The organism is Nocardia sp. NPDC052566, assembly GCF_044547285.1.
Lineage (GTDB): Bacteria > Actinomycetota > Actinomycetes > Mycobacteriales > Mycobacteriaceae > Nocardia.
In genome coordinates, this window is record NZ_JBIUAF010000003.1 from 663560 (window position 1) to 687473 (window position 23914).

1 protein-coding gene and 1 pseudogene are annotated in these 23914 nt (G+C 69.2%); one reads left to right on the forward strand and one right to left on the reverse strand.

Annotated elements, in window-relative coordinates:
* Positions 1-38: 38 nt before the first annotated feature.
* Positions 39-23249: pseudogene (locus ACIG5A_RS17340) on the forward strand (non-ribosomal peptide synthase/polyketide synthase); the annotation flags it as partial.
* A gap of 76 nt (positions 23250-23325) precedes the next feature.
* Here the strand turns inward: ACIG5A_RS17340 and ACIG5A_RS17345 are convergent.
* Entirely contained in the window at positions 23326-23625 is a 300-nt protein-coding gene (locus ACIG5A_RS17345; RefSeq protein ID WP_397241203.1) for a hypothetical protein, read from the reverse strand.
* Positions 23626-23914: the final 289 nt, after the last annotated feature.

The following is a 23914-nucleotide window of genomic DNA, read 5'->3' on the forward strand; positions in this document are numbered from 1 at the left end:
CGTGCGCCCGGTTCGACGCGAGAGGTGAATGTACTCGAATGGATACCGCCCGACGTTCCGCCCGTGGTACCCGTCGTCGTCGGTCGAGTGGGGTCCTGCTCGGCCAGCTGCTCACCGCCGCGGTGGAGTCCGCCGCCGATTCGCCCGCCATCCGGTTCAATCCCACCGGCGATCCGGCCGATCAGCGCGAGCTGACCTATCGCGAGCTCGACGAGGCATCCTCCCGGCTGGCCCGTGAGCTGATCGAGCGCGGTGTCGGACCGGGTGACGTCGTCGCGATCGGCATCGGGCGCAGCGTCGAGTCCGTGCTTTCGGTCTGGGCGGTCGCGAAGACCGGTGCGGCCTATGTCCCGGTGGATCCGACCTATCCCGCCGAGCGGATCGCGCACATGCTGAGCGATTCGGGCGCCATGCTCGGGCTCACCACGGGGGCGTACCGAGCGGCGCTCGGCGACTCCGTTTATTGGGTCGTCCTCGACGATCCGGTTCAGGCCGACCACATCGCCGCCCGCCCCGCGCATCCCGTCTCCTACGCCGACCGGGTCCGGCCGCTCGACGAGCGGCACCCCGCCTACATCATCTACACTTCGGGATCCACGGGACGCCCCAAGGGCGTCGTGGTCACCCACACCGGCCTGGCCGCGCTCGTCACCGCCGAACGCGAGCACTACGGGCTGACGCCGGATTCGCGGGTCCTGCACGTCTGCTCGCCCAACTTCGACGTGTCGGTGCTCGAGCTGGTGCTCACGTTCTCGACGGGTGCGCGGCTCGTCGTCGCGCCGCATACGGTGTTCGGCGGCGTCGAGCTGTCCGAGCTGCTGCGGCGCGAGCAGGTCTCGCACATGCTGATCACGCCCGCCGCGCTGGAGTCGGTGGATCCGGAGGGGTTGGACGAGCTGCGCTTCGTCGCGGTGGCCGGCGACAAGTTCGGGCCCGAGCTGGTCGCGCGCTGGGCCACCGGCGACCGTGTGTTCGTCAACGCCTACGGGCCGACGGAGGCGACCATCCTGGCGGCCAGCGTGACGCTGGCGGCCGGCGATCCGTTGAGCATCGGTGCCGCGCTGCCCGGCTTCGGCGCCTTCATCCTCGACAACCACCTTCGTCCGGTGCCCGCGGGTGTCGTGGGTGAGCTCTATCTGGGCGGACCGGCTCTCGCGCAGGGCTACCTCGGCCGTCCCGGGCTGACCGCGGAGCGCTTCGTCGCGAGCCCGTTCGGCACCGAGGGCGCCAGGCTCTATCGCACCGGTGACCTGGTGCGCCGCGCCGACGACGGCGGGACCATCGAGTACCTGGGCCGCGCCGACTTCCAGGTGAAGGTGCGTGGCTTCCGCATCGAGCTCGGCGAGATCGACAACGCGCTGGCGAGTCATCCGGATATCGACTACGCGGTCACCATCGGCAAGACGCTGCCGTCCGGCGTCACGGCGCTGGTGTCCTATGTGCTGCCCCGGGAAGGCGCCGTCGCCGATACCGACGCGCTGCTCGCCCATATCGGGGAGTCGTTGCCCGCGTACATGATTCCCGCGGCGATCATGACGCTGGACAAGATCCCGCTGAACCCGGTCGGCAAGCTCGATCGCAAGGCGCTGCCCGAACCGGTGTTCACCACCAGGGATTTCCGCGCTCCGACGACACCGACCGAACAGGTTGTCGCCGATGTGTTCGCCGCGGTGCTGTGGTCGGGCGCCGATACCGAGCAGCGGGTCGGCGCGGACGACGATTTCTTCGAGCTCGGCGGTAACTCGCTGCTTGCCGCGCAGGCGGCCGCGCGGATCGGTGCCGCGCTCGACGCGCGGGTCCCGGTGCATCTGCTGTTCGAGGCATCCTCGGTGTCCGGGCTCGCCGCGCTCGTCGAGGAGCGCGCCGGTGTGCGGACCGGGCGGGCGCTCGCGCCGATGCCGCGACCCGAGCGCATCCCGCTGTCGTATGCCCAGCAGCGGATGTGGTTCCTGAACCGATTCGATCAGGCCAGCGCGGTCAACAACATTCCGCTGGCGGTCCGGCTTTCGGGCACGCTCGATATCACCGCGCTGCGCGCCGCCGTCGGTGATCTGATCGCGCGCCACGAATCGCTGCGTACACGGTATCCGGACGTGGACGGCCAGGGCTTCCAGCTGATCCTGCCGGTCGGTGCGCCCGGTTCGGTACCCGATCTGCCTGTCGAACCGGCGACCGAGGGCGAACTGCGCGAGCTGATCACCGACGCGGTGGTCGACGGCTTCGACGTGACCGCGGCGCCACCGGTGCGGCTGCGGCTGTTCCAGCTCGGCGACACCGAGCACCTGCTGGTGTGCGTGGTGCACCACATCGCGGGCGACGGCGTCTCGATGGGTCCGCTCGCGCGCGACCTGATGATCGCGTACTCCGAGCGGATCAGGGGCGGGCAGCCCGAATGGCCCGCGCTGAGTGTGCAATACGCCGACTACACGCTGTGGCAGCGGGAAACCCTCGGCAGCGAGGACGACGAGAACTCGCTGCTCGCCAAGCAGATCGGCTACTGGCGCGACCAATTGGCCGCGCTGCCAGGACAACTCGACCTGCCTGCCGATCGCGCCAGGCCCGCCGTCGCGACCAACCGCGGCGGCATACTGAGCTTCGACATCGATGCCGACGTGCACGCGGCACTGGGGCGTATCGCGCAGGAACACAATTCGACGCTGTTCATGGTCGTGCACGCGGCACTCGCCACGCTGCTCGCCCGGCTGTCCGGCACCCGCGATATCGCGGTGGGCACGCCCGTCGCTGGTCGTGGTGAGGCGGCGCTCGACGATCTGATCGGCATGTTCGTCAACACCCTGGTGTTGCGCACCGAGATCGATCCGAACAGCACCTTCGACGAGCTCCTTCGCGCGGTGCGCCAGGTCGACGTGGACGCGTTCGGTCATGCCGATGTGCCGTTCGAGCGGCTTGTCGAACTGCTCGATCCGGTCCGCTCGACCGCGCGGAATCCGCTGTTCCAGGTGATGCTGACCTTCCAGAACATGGCGCAGACCAGGCTGGAACTGCCCGAGCTCACGGTGGCGGGCGTCGATCTCGGCGCGCCGCCCGCGAAGTTCGATCTGCAGCTCGAGCTGGTCGAGAAGGCCGATGAGCACGGCGAAGCGCAGGGCATCGCCGCGGCCTTCGGCTATGCCATCGATCTGTTCGACGAGCCGACGGTGCGCGATTTCGCCGACCGGTTCCAGCGGATCCTTGCCGCGATCGCGGCCGATTCGGCGGCGGTGCTCGGCGATATCGATCTGCTCGCGCCGGGTGAGCGGGAACTCGTACTGCGCGAATGGAATACCGACGGCGTCGCGGTGCCGGAGGTGACACTGGTCGATTTCATCGCGACCCAGGTGCGCAGGCAGCCGAACGCCGTCGCGGTGCGCTTCGGCAATACCGCGCTCACCTACGCCGAGCTGCAGCGGCGGGCCAATTCGGTGGCGCGCGCGTTGATCGCGCAGGGCGCAGGCCCGGAATCGCTTGTCGCGGTTGCCGTCGCACGCAGTGAGGCGCTGCCGGTCGCGCTGCTCGGTGTGCTCACCGCGGGGGCGGGATACCTGCCGATCGACACCGCCTATCCGGCGCAGCGGCTGGCGTTCATGCTCGAAGACGCAACGCCCGCCTGCATTCTGACCACCGCCGACGGGATGGCAGACCTGCCCGCCAGCGATATCCCGATCGTCTTGCTCGAAGCGACAGCCGGTTTCGTCGACGCGCCGATCACCGACGCCGACCGGCTCGCGCCACTGCGGCCGGACAACCTGGCCTATGTCATCTACACCTCCGGCTCGACCGGTGTGCCCAAGGGCGTCGGTGTGATGCATCGCAATGTGGTGCAGCTGTTCGCGAACACCCAGCTGCACTTCGAATTCGACGAAACCGACGTGTGGACGCTGTTCCACTCGTTCGCCTTCGACTTCTCTGTCTGGGAGCTGTGGGCCGCGCTCGCCACCGGCGGCTCGGTGGTCGTCGTCGACTACCTGACCTCGCGCTCGCCGGAACAGTTCCGCGAGTTGCTGATTCGCGAACAGGTCACCGTACTGAACCAGACGCCGTCGGCGTTCTATCAGCTGGTCGAGGCCGATCGTGCCGCCGACGAGGGCGAATTCGCGCTGCGCTATGTCGTCTTCGGTGGCGAGGAACTGGATCTGCGGCAGCTGGAGCGCTGGTACGACCGGCATCCCGCGGAGTCGCCGCAGCTGGTGAACATGTACGGCATCACCGAAACAACGGTGCACGTCTCGTATCTGGCGCTGGACGAGCGGCTGGCGGACAACCCGGCCAGCGTGATCGGCCGTGCGCTGCCCGGTCTGCGGACCTATGTGCTCAACGATCGGCTGCATCCCGCACCCGTCGGCGTCGCGGGCGAGATGTACGTCGCCGGTGCGCAGCTGTCGCGTGGCTATCTGGGCAGGCCTGGTCTGGCCGCGGTCAGGTTCGTCGCGAATCCGTTCGGCGCGCCCGGTTCCCGGATGTATCGCACCGGCGATATCGGCCGCTGGGCCGGATTCGGCGGTCGCGCGAACCTGGAGTACGCGGGTCGCAGCGATCAGCAGGTCCAATTGCGTGGCTTCCGTATCGAACTCGGTGAGATCGAGTCGGCGCTGCTGCGCTGCAAGGGCGTCAGCCAGGCGGTCGTCGTCGTCATCGCCGACGAGCACGTCGGTGATCGACTCGTCGGCTACGCGGTCGCGGAGACCGGCGCCGAGCTCGAGCCCGCGGCACTGCGCACCGCCGTCGCCGAATTCCTCACCGGCTACATGGTTCCCGATGTGATCGTGGTGCTCGACACGCTGCCGCTCACCGCGAACGGCAAGCTCGATCGCAGGGCGCTGCCCGCGCCGCAGGTACTCGGCGAGCGGGAGTTCCGCGCGCCGACCACGCCGGTGGAGTCGGCGATCGCATCGGTGTTCGCCGAACTGCTCGGTGCCGAGCGCGTCGGCCTCGATGACGATTTCTTCGCGCTCGGCGGTAATTCGCTCGTCGCCACCCGGGTGATCGCGCGGGTGAACGCGGCCCTCGATGCCGGCCTCGGGGTGCGCGATCTGTTCGAGGCGCCCTCGGTCGTCGAGCTCGCTGCCAGGGTCGAGGCCGTCTCGGCCGGTGCGCCGCGCCCCGAGCTCGTCGCGGGTCCGCGTCCGGAACGGGTGCCGCTTTCGCTTGCCCAGCAGCGGATGTGGTTCCTCAACCAGTTCGATACCGCCTCGCCGATCAACAACATTCCGTTCGCGGTGCGCCTGACCGGCGCGCTCGATATCGATGCGCTGCGCCATGCCGTCGCCGATGTGGTCGCGCGGCACGAATCGCTGCGCACGGTCTACCCGGCCGTCGACGGTGTCGGTTACCAGAAGATCCTGCCCGCCTCCGCCGTGCCGCTGCTGAACGTGATTCCGGTATCCGAGGATGCGGTCACCGGATGGGTCACCCGATTCGCGCTGCGCGGTTTCGATGTCGCGGCCGAGGTGCCACTGCGCATCGCCGTGCTCCGGGTCGCCGAGGACGACCACGTCATCGCCGTTGTCGTGCACCACATCACCGCGGACGGCGCGTCCACCGCGCCGATGGTGCGCGATCTGATGATCGCCTACATCGCCGAAAGTGGCGGCGCGGCACCGGAATGGGCGCCGCTGCCGGTCCAGTACGCGGACTACTCGCTGTGGCAGCGGGAGCTGCTCGGCGTCGAGTCGGATCCGGATTCGCTGGCGGCCGGGCAGATCGAGTTCTGGAAGTCCGAACTCGCCGGCCTGCCCGAGCGGATCGACCTGCCCGCCGATCGGGTGCGCCCCGCCACCTCCTCCGGTATCGGCAGGCTGTACACCTTCACCATTCCGGCGGCGACCCACCAGAGGATCGCGGAGCTGGCCAGACAGCGCAACGCCTCGGTGTTCATGGCCGTGCACGCGGCCTTCGCCGCACTGCTCGCGCGGTTGTCGGGCAGTGCCGATGTGGCGATCGGTTCGCCGGTGGCCGGTCGCGGTGAGGCCGCACTGGACGATCTGGTCGGCATGTTCGTCAACACGCTGGTACTGCGCACGGTCGTCGAGCCGGGTGAGTCCTTCACCGATCTGCTCGGGCGGGTCAGGGAATCGGACCTCGCCGCGTTCTCGCACGCCGAGATGCCGTTCGAGCGCCTTGTCGAGGTGCTCGATCCGGTGCGCGCACCCTCGCACCACCCACTGTTCCAGGTCGCGCTGTTCTTCCAGAACATGGAGCGCCCGCGTCTCGAGCTGCCGGGACTCGTCGCCGAAGAGGTGGCTTTCGACGGTGCGCTCGCGAAATTCGATCTGCAGCTGACGGTTTCGCCGACGGAGGAGTCCGAGGCGATGTCGGCGATGTTCACCTACGCGGTGGATCTGTTCGACGAGGCCACCGTCGCCGAATTCGCCGAGCGCTTCGTGCGCCTGCTCGACGCGGTGACCGCGAATCCCGTCGCCGCGGTTGGCGATGTGGAGCTGCTGTCGGCCGGTGAGCGGACCGCGCTGCTGTCCGGCCGCAATGACACCGCGCATGCCGTGGCGCCGGAGCTGTTGCTCGACGGGTACCGTCGTGCGGCTGCCGCTACCCCCGATGCGGTCGCTGTCGTCTATGAGGGCGAGCAGCTGAGCTACGCGGAGTTCGATGCGCGGGTGAATCGTCTTGCGCGGCATTTGGTCGCGCAGGGTGTCGGCCCGGAGTCGTTGGTCGGCTTGGCGGTTCGCCGGTCGCTCGACCTGGTTGTCGGGATGTACGCGGTGCTGACCGCGGGTGGCGCGTACGTGCCGCTGGATCCGGATCATCCGGCCGAGCGCATCGGTTATGTGCTCGATGTGGCGCGCCCGGTGTGTGTATTGACCACGGCGCGTGACGGTTTCGTGGTGCCCGGTGCGGTGCCCGCCATTCGGATCGACACCGTCGACCTGTCCGGATTCGGTGCCGAGCCGGTGCGTGCCGATGAGCTGGTTGCGCCGGTGAGCCCGGCGAATACCGCGTATGTGATCTTCACGTCGGGTTCGACGGGTCGTCCGAAGGGCGTCGCTGTTTCGCACGGTGCGATTCACAACCAGACCTCATGGATGCTCTCGGAGTACCCGATGGGCTCGGATGATGTGTACCTGCAGAAGACCGCGACGACGTTCGATGTGTCGCTGTGGGGCTATTTCATGCCGTTGCGTGCGGGTGCGACGTTGGTGGTCGCCACGCCGGATGGTCATCGTGATGCCGAGTATGTGGCGGAAACAATTGCCGCTCAGCGGGTTACGGTTACCGACTTCGTGCCGTCGATGCTCACCGTTTTCGCCGCCCATTCGCGTGCGGAGCTGCTCGGCTCGCTGCGCCACGTGTTCGTCATCGGCGAGGCGCTGCCGCCGGAGACGGTGACCGCGTTCGCGGCCGTCTCGGATGCGGGTCTGCACAACCTGTACGGGCCGACCGAGGCCGCGGTGTCGATCACCTACTGGCCGGCGCAGGACGGCGCCGCGACGGTGCCGATCGGTGTGCCGCAGTGGAATTCGCAGGTGTACGTCCTCGACAACAGGCTGCGGCCGGTGCCCGAGGGCGTCGTCGGCGAGCTGTATCTCGCCGGTGATCAGCTGGCGCGCGGTTACCTGAGCCGTCCCGATCTCACCTCGGATCGGTTCGTGGCCAACCCGTTCGAGGCGGCGGGTGCGCGGATGTATCGCACCGGTGACCTGGTGCGGTGGACCGCTGAAGGCGTACTGGATTACCTGGGCCGTATCGACTTCCAGGTGAAGTTCCGTGGTCAGCGCATCGAGCTCGGCGAGATCGAGACCGCGCTGCTCGCCCTGCCTTCGGTCAGCCAGGCGGCGGCCATCGTTGCGGCGGGCCCGACCGGTGAGCAGCTGGCGGGCTATGTCGTCGCCGCACCGGGACATGCGCCGGAGCCGGCCGCATTGCGTGCGGCCATCGCCGACACGCTGCCGTCGTACATGGTGCCCGCGACGGTGATGGTGCTCGACGCGTTCCCGCTCAACACCTCGGGCAAGCTGGACCGTAAGGCGTTGCCCGCGCCGGTGTTCGAGGTCAAGACCTTCACCGCACCGGCAACGCCGATCGAGGAGCTCGTCGCGGGCGTCTTCGGCGATGTGCTCGGCCTCGACCGGGTCGGCCGTGACGACGACTTCTTCGCACTCGGCGGTAACTCGCTGAGCGCCACCAAGGTTGCCGCTCGGATCGGCGCGGCGCTGGATACGCGCGTGCCGGTGCGCGTGGTGTTCGAGGCATCGACCGTTGCCGCACTGGCGACCCGGGTGGAGACCGGCGCCGACGGCGCCGATCGTCCCGCGCTGGTGGCCGGACCGCGCCCGGAGCGGGTGCCGCTCTCGCTGGCGCAGCAGCGGATGTGGTTCCTCAACCAGTTCGATACGTCCTCACCCGCCAACAACATTCCGTTCGCCGTGCGGCTGACCGGCGCCGTCGATATCGCGGCGCTGCGGTCCGCGCTCGGTGACGTGGTGGCGCGGCACGAGGTGCTGCGCACGGTCTACCCGGCCGTGGACGGCGTCGGCTACCAGCGCATCCTGCCGCCCGCGGCGGTGCCGGAGCTGACCGTGGTTTCGCTGCCCGAGGCCGAAGTGACCGGCTGGGTCACCGAATTCGCGCTGCGCGGTTTCGACGTGGCGGCCGAGGTACCGTTGCGTATCGCGGTGTTGCGGCTCGCCGACGATGTCCATGTCGTCGCCGTCGTCGTGCACCACATCGCGGCCGACGGCGCGTCGGTGGCGCCGCTGGTGCGCGACCTGATGATCGCCTACCTGGCCCAGACCTCGGATTCGGCGCCGGGCTGGGCGCCGCTGCCGGTGCAGTACGCCGACTTCACGCTGTGGCAGCACCAGCTGCTCGGCGCGGACGACGATCCGGAGTCGCTGGCGGCCAAGCAGATCGGGTTCTGGCAGTCGGCGCTGTCCGGGCTGCCCGAGCGCATCGATCTGCCCGCGGATCGCCCGCGGCCGCAGACCGCGTCGGGCCTCGGCCGGACCATGGCGTTCGACATTCCGGCCGAAACCCATGCCGGGCTGGTCCGGCTGGCGCGTGAGCGCAACGCCTCGGTGTTCATGGCCGTGCACGCCGCCTTCGCGGCGCTGCTCGCGCGCCTGTCGGGCACCGAGGACGTGGCGATCGGCTCGCCGGTGGCCGGTCGTGGCGAGGCCGCGCTGGACGACCTGGTCGGCATGTTCGTCAACACGCTGGTGCTGCGCACCGTCGTCGAACCGGACGAGTCCTTCACCGAACTGCTCGCGCGGGTGCGCGCGGCCGATCTGGCCGCCTTCTCCCACGCCGAGCTGCCGTTCGAGCGGCTCGTCGAGGTGCTCGACCCGGTCCGCGCGCCCTCGCACCACCCGCTGTTCCAGGTGGCGCTGTTCTTCCAGAACATCGAGCGCGCGAGCCTCGAGCTGCCCGGAATCCGGGTGGACGAGGTCGGCTTCGATGGCGCGGTCGCGAAATTCGATCTGCAGCTGACGGTTTCGCCGCCCGCCGAGGACGATCGGCCGATGTCGGCGCTGTTCACCTACGCCGTCGACCTGTTCGACGAGGACACGGTCGCCGGGTTCGCGCGCCGGTTCGTCCGTCTGCTCGATGCCGTTGTCGCCGACCCGGATTCGGCCGTCGGTGATGTCGAGCTGCTGTCGGCCGGTGAGCTGGACGCGCTGGTGTCCGGCCGCAACGCGACCGCGCACGCGGTGGCGCCGGAGCTGCTGCTCGACGGATATCGCCGTGCGGTGGTCGCCTTCCCGGACGCGGTCGCCGTCGTCTATGAGGGCGAGCGGCTCACCTATGCCGAGTTCGATGCGCGGGTGAATCGTCTTGCGCGGCATTTGATCGCGCAGGGTGTCGGCCCGGAGTCGTTGGTCGGCTTGGCGGTTCGCCGGTCGCTCGACCTGGTTGTCGGGATGTACGCGGTGCTGACCGCGGGTGGCGCGTACGTGCCGCTGGATCCGGATCATCCGGCCGAGCGCATCGGCTATGTCCTCGATGTCGCTCAGCCTGTCTGTGTGTTGACCACGGCGCGTGATGGTTTCGTGGTACCGGTCGCTGTTCCCGTGATCGAGATCGATCGGGCGGAGCTCTCGGAATACCGTGCCGAGCAGGTTGCCGACGCCGAGCGCGTCGGCCCGCTGAGCCAGAGCAATACCGCGTACGTGATCTTCACGTCGGGTTCGACCGGTCGCCCGAAGGGTGTCGCGGTCTCGCACGGTGCGATTCACAACCAGACCGAGTGGATGCTCGCGGAGTACCCGCTCGGCCAGGACGACGTCTATTTGCAGAAGACCGCGACCACGTTCGACGTGTCGCTGTGGGGCTACTTCATGCCGCTGCGGGCGGGCGCGACCCTGGTGGTCGCCACGCCGGACGGTCATCGCGATCCCGGGTACGTGGCGGAAACCATTGCGGCGCAGTCGGTCACGGTGACCGATTTCGTGCCGTCGATGCTGACGGTGTTCGCTGCGCACGCGCGCCGCGAGCAGCTGAGCTCGCTGCGGCACGTCTTCGCCATCGGTGAGGCGCTGCCGCCCGAGACGGTGGCCGCGTTCAAGGCGGTTTCCGATGCCGGGCTGCACAACCTGTACGGCCCGACCGAGGCCGCGGTCTCCATCACATACTGGGAGGCCACCGCCGAAGACACCACCGGCGCCTCGGTGCCGATCGGTGTGCCGCAGTGGAATTCACAGGTCTATGTGCTCGATACCCGCCTGCGGCCGGTGCCGCGCGGTGTCGTGGGTGAGCTGTACCTGGCCGGTGACCAGCTGGCCCGCGGTTACCTGCGTCGGCCGGATCTGACGTCGGATCGCTTCGTCGCCAACCCGTTCGGCACCTCCGCGCGCATGTACCGCACGGGCGACCTGGTGCGCTGGACCCCTGAGGATGTGCTGGATTACCTGGGCCGCATCGACTTCCAGGTGAAGTTCCGCGGTCAGCGCATCGAGCTCGGTGAGATCGAGACCGCGCTGCTGGCGCAGCCGCAGGTCAGCCAGGCCGTCGCGGTGGTCGCCGCGGGACCGGCCGGGGAACAGCTCGTCGGCTATGTCGTTGCCGCACCGGGTGCTTCGCCGGAGGGCGCCGAACTGCGCACCGCCATCGCGGAGCTGCTGCCGTCCTACATGGTGCCGTCGACGGTGCTCATGCTCGACGCGTTCCCGCTCAACACCTCAGGCAAGCTGGACCGTAAGGCGTTGCCCGCGCCGGTGTTCGAGGCCAAGGCGTTCACCGCGCCGTCGACGCCGCTCGAGGAGAGCGTCGCCGAGGTCTTCGCCGAGGTGCTCGGCGTCGACCGGATCGGTCGCGACGATGATTTCTTCGCGCTCGGCGGTAACTCGCTGAGTGCGACCAGGGTTGCCGCACGCCTGGGCCAGGCGCTCGATCTCCAGGTGCCGGTGCGCCTGCTGTTCGAGACGTCGTCGGTGGCCGGGCTCGCGGCCCGCGTCGAGGCGCAGTCCACCGGTGCGGCACGTCCCGCGCTGGTGGCCGGGCCGCGCCCGGAGCAGCTGCCGCTCTCGCTCGCGCAGCAGCGGATGTGGTTCCTCAATCAGTTCGATACCGCCTCCGCCGCATACAACATCACCGCTGCCGTGCGGCTCACCGGCGCGCTCGATCTCGCCGCGCTGCGCGCCGCGACCGCGGATGTCGTTGCCAGGCACGAGATCCTGCGCACCGTCTACCCGCAGGGCGCGGACGGTCCGATCCAGGTGATCCTGCCAACGGCCCAGGCGACACCCGCCATCGATCCGGTGGCGGTCATCGAGGCCGAGCTGTTCGAGCGGGTCGCCGAGGTGGTGTCCACCGGCTTCGACGTCGCCGCCGAGGTGCCGGTGCGCGTCGCGCTGTTCGATCTCGGCGACCAGGACTATGTGCTGGTCTTCGTGGTGCACCACATCGCGGGCGACGGCTGGTCCATGGGCCCGCTGACCCGGGATGTCATGGCCGCCTACGTCGCTCGCGCCCAAGGCGACGAGCCGAACTGGGCGCCGCTCGCGGTGCAGTACGCCGATTTCGCGCTGTGGCAGCACCAATTGCTCGGCGACGACGCCGATCCGGAGTCGCTGGCTGCCACACAGATCGAGTTCTGGCGCTCGGCGCTTGCCGACCTGCCGGAGGAGTCGACGCTGCCGCTTGACCGGCCGCGTCCGGCCGTGCAGTCCTTCCGCGGCGGGGCGGTCGATTTCACCATCGACGCGGAGATCCATCGCGGTCTGCGCGAATTGGCGCGCGGCGCCAACGCTTCGGTGTTCATGGTGGTGCACACCGCGCTCGCGGTGTTACTCGCCCGGATGGCGAACAGCACCGACGTCGCCATCGGCGCCCCGGTCGCCGGTCGCGGCGAGGCCGAACTCGACGACGTGATCGGCATGTTCATCAACACCGCCGTGTTGCGCACCGAACTCGATCCGGCCGAGCCGTTCACCGGTCTGCTCGCGCGGCAGCGCGATATCGATCTGACCGCGTTCGCGCACGCCGACCTGCCGTTCGAGCGACTCGTCGACGTGCTCGCCCCGACCAGGTCGACAGGGCGCACGCCGCTGTTCCAGGTGGCTCTGTCGTTCCAGAACCTGCCGACCGGCAGCTTCGAACTGCCCGGCCTGCGCCTCGCCGCGCTCGACGCCGATATCGGCATCGAGCGGTTCGACCTGTCGATGATCATCAACGAGGGCGCGGCCGATGCCGGGATGGGTGCCCGATTGACCTATGCCCATGATCTTTTCGACGAGTCGACGATCCGCGGCTTCGCCGAACGGTTCGTGCGGCTGCTCGGTGAGATCGTGACCGCGTCGGCGACGCCGGTGGGTGACCTGCGCCTGCTGTCCGACGCCGAGGTCACGGAGCTCACGCGCATGCGCGGCGGCGCGTCGAGCGCCGCGCGCACGCTGCCGGAGCTGATGGCAGCGGCGGTGTCCGTCGATCCGTCGGCGGTCGCGCTGCGCGACGGCGTGCGCTCGCTGAGCTATGCCGAATTGGATGCCCGCTCTTCGCGTCTGGCGCGTCAGCTGATTGCCAAGGGCGCGGGCCCTGGTAGCCTGGTCGCGCTGGCCGTGCCGCGCTCGATCGAGTCAGTGCTGGCGGCGTGGGCGGTGGCCAAATCCGGCGCCGGTTTCGTGCCGGTCGACCCGAACTATCCGGCCGAGCGGGTCGAGCACATGGTGTCCGACTCCGCCGCACTACTCGGCGTGACCGTTTCGGCCGCTCGGGAGGGCCTGCCGGATTCCACCGAATGGCTGGTGCTCGATAATCCCGCCTTCGGCCTGGAGGTCGAACGACACAGCGCGGCAGCGGTTTCCGATGCCGATCGGCTCCGTCCGGCACGACTGGCCGACGCCGCCTACGTGATCTACACCTCGGGCTCGACGGGTAAACCCAAGGGCGTCACCGTCACCCACGCTGGTCTGGCGAACCTCACCGAGGAGCAGCGGTCGCGTTACGGCGTCGTCAGCGGTTCGCGGACATTGCATTTCGCCTCGCCGTCGTTCGATGCCTCGGTGCTCGAGCTGCTGCTCGCGCTCGGTGGCGCCGCGACGATGGTGATCGCGCCCACCTCGATCTACGGCGGCGGCGAACTCGCCTCGCTGCTGCGGGGCGAGCGAGTCACCCATGCCTTCGTCACCCCCGCGGCACTGGCCTCAGTGGATCCGGACGGCCTCGACGAGCTGCGTGTGGTTATCACCGGTGGCGAGGCGTGCCCGCCGGAGCTGGTGCGGCGCTGGGCGATTCCGGTCACCGGTGGCACGAGGGAATTCTTCAACGCGTACGGCCCGACCGAGGCCACGGTGATGCCGAACCTCAGCGGCCCGATGATGCCGGGTGAGCCGGTCACCATCGGTGCGCCGATCCGCGGCGTCACCGAATGGGTACTCGACGAGCGGCTGCATCCGGTGCCAGTTGGCGTCGCGGGTGAGCTGTATGTCGGCGGCGAGTTGCTGGCACGTGGCTACCACGGCCTGCCCGAGTTGAGCGCCGCGCGCTTTGTTGCCTGCCCGTGGCTGCCTGGTGTGCGCATGTACCGCACCGGAGACGTCGTGCGCTGGACCCCGCGCGGCGAGATCGAATACGTGGGCCGCAACGACTTCCAGGTGAAGGTGCGCGGTTTCCGCATCGAGCTCGGCGAGATCGACGCGGCGTTCGCTGCGCACGAGACCGTCGACTTCGCGGTCACCCTCGGCCGGACCCTGGCCTCGGGCGCGACCGCGCTGGTCGCCTACGTGCGGCCCGCGCCGGGCCACGCGGTCGACACCGCCGCGCTGACCGCCCATGCGCGCCAGCATCTTCCGGCGCACATGGTGCCGAGCGCGATCATGGTGCTCGCCGAGATCCCGCTCACCGGTGCGGGCAAGCTCGACCGGAAGGCGTTGCCGGAGCCGGTGTTCGAGACTGGCGTGTTTCGCGCGCCGGAGAACACCACCGAGCAGGCCGTTGCCGACGCGTTCGCCGAGGTGCTCGGCGTCAAGCGGATCGGTCTGGACGACGATTTCTTCGCACTCGGCGGCAACTCGCTGAGCGCGACCCGCGTGATGGCACGGCTCGGCGCCGCGCTGGACACCCAGGTGCCGGTGCGGCTGGTATTCGAGGCGTCGACGGTGGAGGCGCTTGCCGCCCGCATCGAGACGCAGTCCGGTGGGGCGGCCCGGCCCGCGCTCGAGGCTCGGCCACACGCTGCGGTCGGCACGACCGGCCAGGACGAGCTGGCACGGGTGCCGCTCTCGCCCGCGCAGCAGCGGATGTGGTTCCTCAACCAGTTCGACACCGATTCGGCGGCGTACAACATTCCGGTCGCCGTCCGGCTCACTGGACAGCTCGACGTGGCCGCGCTGCGCCGCGCTGTTGCCGATGTCGTCACGCGGCACGAGGTGCTGCGCACCTTCTATCCGCAGACGGACGCGGGCCCGGTGAACGTGGTCGAGCCTGCCGCGCAGGCGATTCCGCAGCTGCTGCCGATGAAGGTGGCCGAGGCGGATCTGCTCGACCGGGTCACCGAGATCGTTTCCGCCGGTTTCGATGTGGCGACCGAGGTACCGCTGCGGGTCGCGCTGTTCCGCATCGCGGACCTTCCCGACGAGTGGGTCGTGGTGTTCGTCGTGCACCACATCGCGGGCGACGGCTGGTCGATGGGCCCGCTGACCCGTGACGTGATGATCGCGTACGCCTCGCGCACACAGGGCATCGAACCGGGCTGGACGCCACTGCCGGTGCAGTACTCCGACTTCGCGCTCTGGCAGCGCGAAGTGCTCGGCGAGGAAAGCGATCCGGAGTCGCTGGCCGCGCGCCAGGTCGACTTCTGGCGCACCACGCTGTCCGGGCTGCCGGAGGAGTCGACCCTGCCCGCGGATCGGCCGCGGCCTGCGGTGCCGAGTTTCCGCGGTGGCGCCTTCGATTTCGAGATCGATACGGAGATCGGGCAAGGGCTGGCCGAGCTGGCGCGCGGCGCGAACGCGACGCTGTTCATGGTCGTGCACGCGGCGCTCGCCGTGCTGCTCGCCCGCAGCTCGGGCAGCGACGACGTGGCGATCGGCACCCCGGTGGCCGGTCGCGGTGATGCCGCGCTCGACGATCTGATCGGCATGTTCGTCAACACCGTCGTGCTGCGGAGCACGGTCACGCCGGGCGAATCGTTCCTGGATCTGCTTGCCAGGCAACGGGAAGCGGACCTGTCCGCGCTGGCGCACGCCGATGTGCCGTTCGAGCGGCTCGTCGACGTGCTCGCCCCCGAGCGCTCGACAGTGCGCTCGCCGCTGTTCCAGGTGTCGCTCGCCTTCCAGAACCTGCCGTCCGGCTCGTTCGAGCTGCCCGGATTGCGGGCCGCCATGGTCGATTTCGACGCGGCCATCGAGAAGTTCGACCTGTCGGCGACGCTGTTCGAGGTGCCGACCGCGGATGGCTCGCTGACCCTGATGGGCCGGTTCACCTACGCCACGGACCTTTTCGACGAGTCGACGGTGCGCGCGTTCGCCGATCGCTACCGGCGCATCCTGCATGCCGTCGTCGCGGATCCGCACTCCGCGGTCGGCGATATCGACCTGCTGACCGAGGATGAGCGCGCCGCCACCCTGGGCGCGTGGACCACCGCGGGGCAGGACACCGGACGGGTCGCCACCCTGGTCGAGCTGTTCGACACGGCGGCACGGGCCAACGCGGACCGCACCGCGGTGGTGTTCGGCGCCGAGCGGATCACCTATCGTGAGCTCGACGAGCGTGCCAATCGATTGGCGCGCAAGCTGATCGAGGCGGGCGCGGGACCGGAGACCTTGGTCGCCGTCGCGCTGCCGCGGTCGGCCGACCTGGTTGTCGCGCTGCTCGCGACGGTGCGCTCCGGTGCGGGCTATCTGCCGGTCGACCCGACCTATCCGGCCGACCGCATCGCCTACATGCTCGACGACGCCCGCCCGGTGTGCGCCATCGCGACCACCGATCGCGAGATCGAGCTGCCCGCGGAACTGCCTGTGCTGGAACTGGATCGGCTCGCGCTCGACGAACTCGACGCGGCGCCGATCACCGACGCCGAGCGCCGCGCGGCGCTCACGCCGGACAACATCGCCTACGTGATCTACACGTCGGGTTCCACCGGACGTCCCAAGGGCGTGCAGATCCCGCACCGCACCGTGGTGAAGCTGTTCGCGAACACCCAGGCGCAGTTCGGTTTCGACGAGACCGATGTGTGGACGCTGTTCCACTCCTACGCCTTCGACTTCTCGGTGTGGGAGCTGTGGGGTCCGCTGCTCTACGGCGGCACACTGGTCGTCGTCGACTATCACACCTCGCGCTCGCCGGAGCAGTTCCTGGAACTGCTGCGCCGGGAACGGGTCACGGTGCTCAACCAGACGCCGTCGGCGTTCTACCAACTGGCCGAGGCGGATCGGGCCGCGCCGGACAGCGCGGCACCGCTTTCGCTGCGCTACATCGTGTACGGCGGTGAGGCGCTCGAACTGCGCCGCCTGGCGGACTGGTACGCCCGCCACGACGAGGCGATGCCGCGCCTGGTGAACATGTACGGCATCACCGAGACCACGGTGCACGTCACCTACCGTGCCCTGGACACCGAGGCCGCCGCGGCGGCCAACGGCAGCGTCATCGGCTGTGCCGTGCCCGGTCTGCGCACCTACCTGCTCGACGCGCGCCTGCGCCCGGTCCAGGTCGGCGCGCCGGGTGAAATCTATGTCGCGGGAGCGCAATTGGCCCGCGGCTATCTCGGCAGGCCCGCGCTCACCGCGGACCGGTTCGTGGCGAATCCGTTCGGCGAGCCCGGTTCCCGGCTGTACCGCTCCGGCGACATGGCGCGCTGGAACGCGGCGGGCAATCTCGAATACCTCGGGCGCGCCGACGATCAGGTGAAGGTGCGCGGTTTCCGCATCGAGCTCGGTGAGATCGAGGCGGCCGTGCTCGCGCAGCCCGGTGTGGCCCAGGCGGCGGTGATCGTGCGTGAGGACCGCCCCGGCGATCCGCGGATCACCGCCTACGTGGTGCCGTCCGAGGTGAACGATCGTCCGTCCGAGGGCAATACCGACGATCGCTGGCGCGATGGCACGGGCAGGCTCGTGCCCGAGTACATGGTGCCCTCGGCCTTCGTCGTGCTCGACGCGATTCCGTTGACCGCCAACGGCAAACTGGATCGTCGCGCGCTGCCCGCGCCGAGCTACGCGACGACCGCGACCCGCGCTCCGGCCGGCGAGCTGGAATCCCGTCTGGCGGAACTGTTCGCGCAGGTACTCGGCCTGCCGCAGGTCGGCGTCGACGACTCCTTCTTCGCGGTCGGCGGCGACAGCATCATGTCCATCCAGCTGGTCTCGCGGGCCAGGGCGGCGGGCATCGTGTTCACCCCACGCGATGTGTTCGAGCAGCGCACCGTCGCCGGATTGGCCAGGATCGCGGTCAGCAGCGGCGATCTCGCGCCCATCGAGCTGGCCGAGCTGCCCGGCGGCGGTGTCGGCGAGATCCCGCTGACCCCGGTACTCGCGGCCTACCTCGCCGACGGCGTCTTCACCAGGTACGCGCAGACCATGGTGCTCGGCCTGCCGGACGGCATCGACCGTGACGGCGTGCTCGCCACCATCACCTCGGTGCTCGACCACCACGACGTGCTGCGCTCGCGGGTGCGGCAGGTCGACGGACAGTGGCAGCTCGAGGCACTGCCGCGCGGCGGCGTCGACGCGAGCACCCTCGTCACCGAGGTGGACGTGCCCGCGGGCGTAGACGAGGCCGAGCTGAACCGAATCGCCAACGAGGCAATGGATTCCGCGCTCGGCGCGCTGGATCCGATCAACGGCAGAATGCTCGCCTTCACCTGGCTGCGCCGCCCCGACGCGCGCGACGCGGTCACCATGGCCGCGCATCACTTCGTGATCGACGGCGTGTCGTGGCGCATCCTGATCCCAGACTTCGCGGTCGCCTCGGCGCAGCGCGCGGCGGGACAGGACGTGGCGCTGCCCGCGGTCAACACCTCGTTCCGGCGCTGGGCGCACGGTCTCGTCGAAGCCGCGGGCACGGTGGAGCGCACCGGCGAAATCGGTTACTGGCAGCAGGTGATGGCGACGCCGGATCCGCTGCTCGGTGCGCGCGCACTGGATCCGGCCGTCGACACCTATGCGACGGTGCGGCAGTTCACGATTCAGGTGCCGGTCGACGTCGCCGACGCGATGCTGAACAAGATCCCCGCGCTGTATCGCGGCGGTGTCAACGATGGCCTGCTCGCCGCGCTCGCCATGGCGGTGCGTGCCTGGCGCGCCGGGCGCGGCATCGATGCGCCCGCGACCAGGATCAAGCTCGAGGGCCACGGCCGCGAGGAAGACACCGTGCCCGGTGCCGACCTGACCCGCACGGTCGGCTGGTTCACCAGCATCTACCCGGTGGCGCTCGATCTTTCGGGTATCGACGCGACGGTGCCCTTCGACGGCGGCGCCGCCACCGCCGCGGTGCTGAAGACGGTGAAGGAGCAGCTGCTCACGGTGCCGGACAAGGGCATCGGCTACGGCATGCTGCGCTACCTCAACGCCGACGCCGCCGACGAGCTGACCGGCAATCCCGGCCAGATCAGCTTCAACTACCTCGGCCGTGTTTCCGCGGGCGGCGTGCCGGAGGGCATGGCCGATGTCGGCTGGCTGCCGACCGGTGAGCTGGGTTCCGTTGCGGCGGACCTGGATCCGGCGATGGCGGCGGCCGCCACCGTCGATATCAACGCCATCGTCAACGATTCGGCCGACGGCCCCCTGATGAACGTCACGTTCCTCTACGCCGCCGAGGTGATCGACGAGGCCGACGTGCGCGAGCTGGCCGACACCTGGGTGAGCGCGCTCGGCGCGATCGCCGGGCACGCACAGGATCCGGCGGCGGGCGGGCTCACCCCGTCCGATGTGCCGCTGGTGCGGGTCACCCAGACCGAGCTCGATACCTGGCGGCGCACGCGCCCCGGTCTCGTCGACGCGCTGCCGCTCTCGCCGCTGCAGTCGGGTCTGCTGTTCCTCACCGAACTGCAGGCCGCCTCGGACGTCGACGACTACGTCATGCAGTTCGCGGTCGAACTGTCCGGCGACGTCGATGTGGCGCGGTTGCACCGTTGCGCGCAAACGGCTTTGGACAGGCACGCGAATCTGCGGACCGCCTTCGTCACCGCCGCCGACGGCACGCCGGTGCAGTTGGTCGCCGACGCGGTGCAGGTGCCGTGGCAGCTCGTCGAGAACGTGCCGGACGCGGAGCTGCCCGCGCTGCTCACCGCCGATCAGCGGCGCCGGTTCGATCCCTCGGTCGCCCCGCTGGTGCGATTCGCGGTGTACCGCACCACATCCGGGGTCAACCACCTGGTGCTGACCACGCATCACATCCTGCTCGACGGCTGGTCCATGCCGCTGCTGATGAAGGATCTGCTCGTCCTCTACGCGACAAACGGTGATGCGTCGCTGCTGCCGCGGGTGCGGCCGTATCGCGACTACCTCGCGTGGCTGTCGCGCCAGGATCACGAGGGTGCGCTCACGGCGTGGACGGGGGCGCTCGCCGGCCTGGAGCCGACACCGTTGGCACCCGCGCTGGCCGAACCCGCGCAACGGCAGGACGGTATCGGCACCCTCGAGTTCGACCTGTCACCGGAGCAGACCGCGGCACTGACGGCGGTCGCCGCCGAAACCGGTGTCACGGTCAACACCATCGTGCAGGCCGCGTGGGGGCTGGTGATCGCGTCGGGCACCGATCGCGACGACGTGGTCTTCGGCGCCGCCGTCTCCGGCCGCCCGCCGCAGCTCGACGGCATCGACGAGATGATCGGCCTGTTCGTCAACACCATTCCGGTGCGCGTGCGCTTCGAGCCGCAGTGGACGGTGCGAGACATGCTGAGCCACCTGCAATCCGAGCAGGCGGCACTGCTGGACCGGCACTATCTCGGCCTGGCCGAGATCCAGCACGCGCTCGGCGTCGACGCGCTGTTCGACTCGCTGATCGCCTTCGAGTCCTATCCGATCGACACGGAGGGGATCGCGCAGGCCAGCACCATCGACGGTATGTCAGTGTCGAACCTGCAGGCGGTGAACTTCACCCACTACCCGCTGACGGTGCTGGTGAACCTGGATTCGCGGCTGTGGGTCAAGGTGCTGTACCAGCGCGAGATCGTCGACGGTGCGGCCGCACAGGCGGTTACCGACCGGCTGCGCAAGCTGATCGGCGAATTCGTCGCCGCACCGCGCCGCAGCCTCGCCGCGCTCGATCTGCTGCTCGATACCGAACAGGCCGAGCTCGCCGCGGTGAACGACACTGTCACACCGGAATTGCTGGACGACGAGACACTCGTCTCGCTGTTCCACGCGCAGGTCGAGCGGACTCCGCATGCGTCGGCGGTGAGCTTCGGTGACGAGACGCTGAGCTACGCGGAACTGCGTGCGCGGGCGAATCGCCTTGCCGGGCAACTGCTGCGGCGCGGCGCCGGCCCGGAGACCAGGGTCGCCGTCGCGATGCGGCGCTCGCTGGAGCTGGTGGTCGCGATCTACGCGGTGCTGGAAACCGGTGCGGCCTATGTGCCGGTCGACCCGGATCATCCCGCGGAGCGCAACGATTACGTGCTGACCGGATCCGCGCCGCTGTGCGTGCTGACCACGGCCGCCGACGGCTTCGAAACCGACACCGCGACAACGGTGCTCGATATCGAGGAGCTGGAAGCCACGGCGCCGGTGCCGATCACCGGCCGGGTCGCGCTGCCCGCGCCGCGCCCGGACAACGTCGCCTACGTCATCTACACCTCGGGCTCCACCGGGCGCCCGAAGGGCGTGATGATCACGCACCGGCAGATGGTGAACCAGTTCCGCTGGGCCCAGCTCACCCATCCGCACGACGCGAACGATGTCGTGCTGCACAAGACCCCGATCACCTTCGACATCTCGACGTGGGAGTTGTTCTGGCCGTTGCAGACCGGCGCGCGCGTGGTGATCGCCGAACCGGACGGGCATCGCGATCCGAACTACCTCGCCGCGGTGATCGAGCGGGAAGCGGTGAGCACGGTGCACTTCGTGCCATCGATGCTCGATGCCTACCTGGAACTGGGCGAGCTGCCCGCCGACCTGCCGCGCCGGGTCTTCGCGGCCGGTGAGGCGCTCAGCGGCACAACGGTTTCCGCGTTCCACGCGGCACTGTCGGGTGAGCTGCACAACTGGTACGGCCCCGCCGAGGCCACGGTGGTGACCGCGGCGGGCACCGGTGCCGACGACGTGCGCACCGCGGCGCCGATCGGCGATCCGGTGGCCAACACCAGGGTGTTCGTGCTCGACCGTCAGCTGCGGCAGGTGCCGGTCGGCGCCGTCGGCGAGTTGTACGTCGCCGGTGTGCAATTGGCGCGCGGCTATCTCGACGCGCCCGCGCTCACCGCCGAACGCTTCGTCGCCAACCCGTACGAGCCCGGCGCCAGGCTCTACCGCACCGGTGACGTGGTCCGGCTCGGTGATCGCGGACTGGAATACCTCGGCCGCGCCGATTTCCAGGTCAAGCTGCGCGGTCAGCGCATCGAGCTCGGCGAGATCGAATCGGTGCTGCTGGAACACGATTCGGTCGCGCACGCGGCCGTCGTGCTGGTGCCGGAACCGGATCGCCTCGTCGGCTATGTCGTCGCGGCGCCGGGTGCCTCGGTCGCCGAGACAGCGCTGCGCGAGCACGCCAGGCGCGGACTGCCCGCGTACATGGTGCCGTCGACGATCGTGACGCTGCCGGAAATGCCGCTGAACGCGAGCGGAAAGCTCGACCGCAAGGCATTGCCCGTGCCCGAGTTCACCACGCGCCCATACCGGCCGCCGGTCTGGCCGCTACAGCGCGCGGTCGCCGATGTGTTCAGCGAGGTGCTCGGGGTCGAGCGGGTCGGTCTCGACGACGACTTCTTCGCACTCGGCGGTACCAGCCTGGTCGCCAGCCAGGCGGTGCACCGCCTGCGCCGGATGACCGGAGCCCAGCTGCGCGTGCAGTGGTTCTTCCTCGATTCCACGGTCGACGGCATCTCGAAGCGGATCATCGAGGCACTGGAATCCGGCCACGACTACGACTCCAGCAACGACAGCGCACTCGGGCTGCTGCTGCCGATCCGCGCGACGGGAAGCAGGGCGCCGCTGTTCTGCATGCACCCGATGATCGGCCTCTCCTGGTGCTACAGCCCGCTGACCAGCTATCTCGATGCGGAACAGCCCATCTACGGCGTGCAGGCCGCCGCGCTGTCGGAAGATGTCGACCCGCCCGCCTCGCTGGAGGAGATGGCGGCACGTTATGTCGAGGAGATCATCTCGGTGCAGCCGGAGGGGCCGTACCAGGTGCTCGGCTGGTCGCTCGGCGGTCTGCTCGCACACGAGGTCGCGGTGCAGCTGCGGGCGGCGGGGCGCGAGGTCGGGCTGCTCGCCCTGATGGACAGCGATTACGGATTCGAACTCGGTTCGTTCCGTGAGAGCATCCGGGAGGTGCTCGCCGAATTCGGTATCGAAGGTGTCGATCCGGAGCAGATCGGCGAGCTGAGCGAAGAGGACTTCGTGAAGCTGCACGAGGTCATCCCGGCGGAAATGGTCGTGCTGACCCAGGACCGGATGCGCAGGATCTACGCCAGCGCGATGCGGTCGGTCGAATTCACCCAGACCTACGTCCCGCAGGAGTTCGACGGCACGGTGCAGTTCTTCCGCGCCGCGGCCGATGACCGGCGCACGCACGATGTCATCGCGCGCTGGCGGCCGTACGCGGCCGAGGTGGTCGACCATCCGGTGCCGACCAGGCACGAGCTGATGGCCCAGCCCGATGCGCTCGCGGTCATCGGTCCGTTGCTCGAGGAGTTCCTGCGGCGCTAGCGCTCCTCGGTGCCGACAAAAACGGCCGCGTGGCGAATAGTTCGCCACGCGGCCGTTTTTCGTCAGGAGGAACCGGTTAGTTCACGGAGAAGCTGCCCGCGGCCGCCGCGGTACCGATGCCATCGGGCTGGATGGTCTGCGCGACGGTGCCGGTGCAGTCCCGGCCCGTGTACACGGTGACGACCTGATCGGTGTAGTTACCGAGCGGCGAGGGCAGCAGCGAGCTGCCCTCGGTGTTGACGCAACCCGACGGGTTGACGATGAACTTGGGCCCGACCGCGACGGAGCCGACCGCCGCATGTGCGGTCCCTGGTGCGAGCACCGAGATCATGGCCGCGGCCGCGGCGGCTCCAAGAAATCCAGCAGTGCGAAGCATCAACCCTCCAGGTTGTTCGAGTTTCCCGACCCGCAGATATACGGCCCGATTCTGGCACGACCGCGACACGGGGACAACGTGTTCCACCGATAGCGCAGGCGACGCGGTTCCTGCCCGGTTTGCACCCCGATAGGTCAAATGTGTCATCCGCCCGCAGAATGGTGCATGATCGCCGGATAGATGCCCGCGCACCGCGTGCGGACATCCTCGCGCCGTAACAGTGCGCACCCACCCGGTCGATCACCGCGTTGGTGTGGCACGGCGTAGCTGATGTGATCGATAGGCAGGT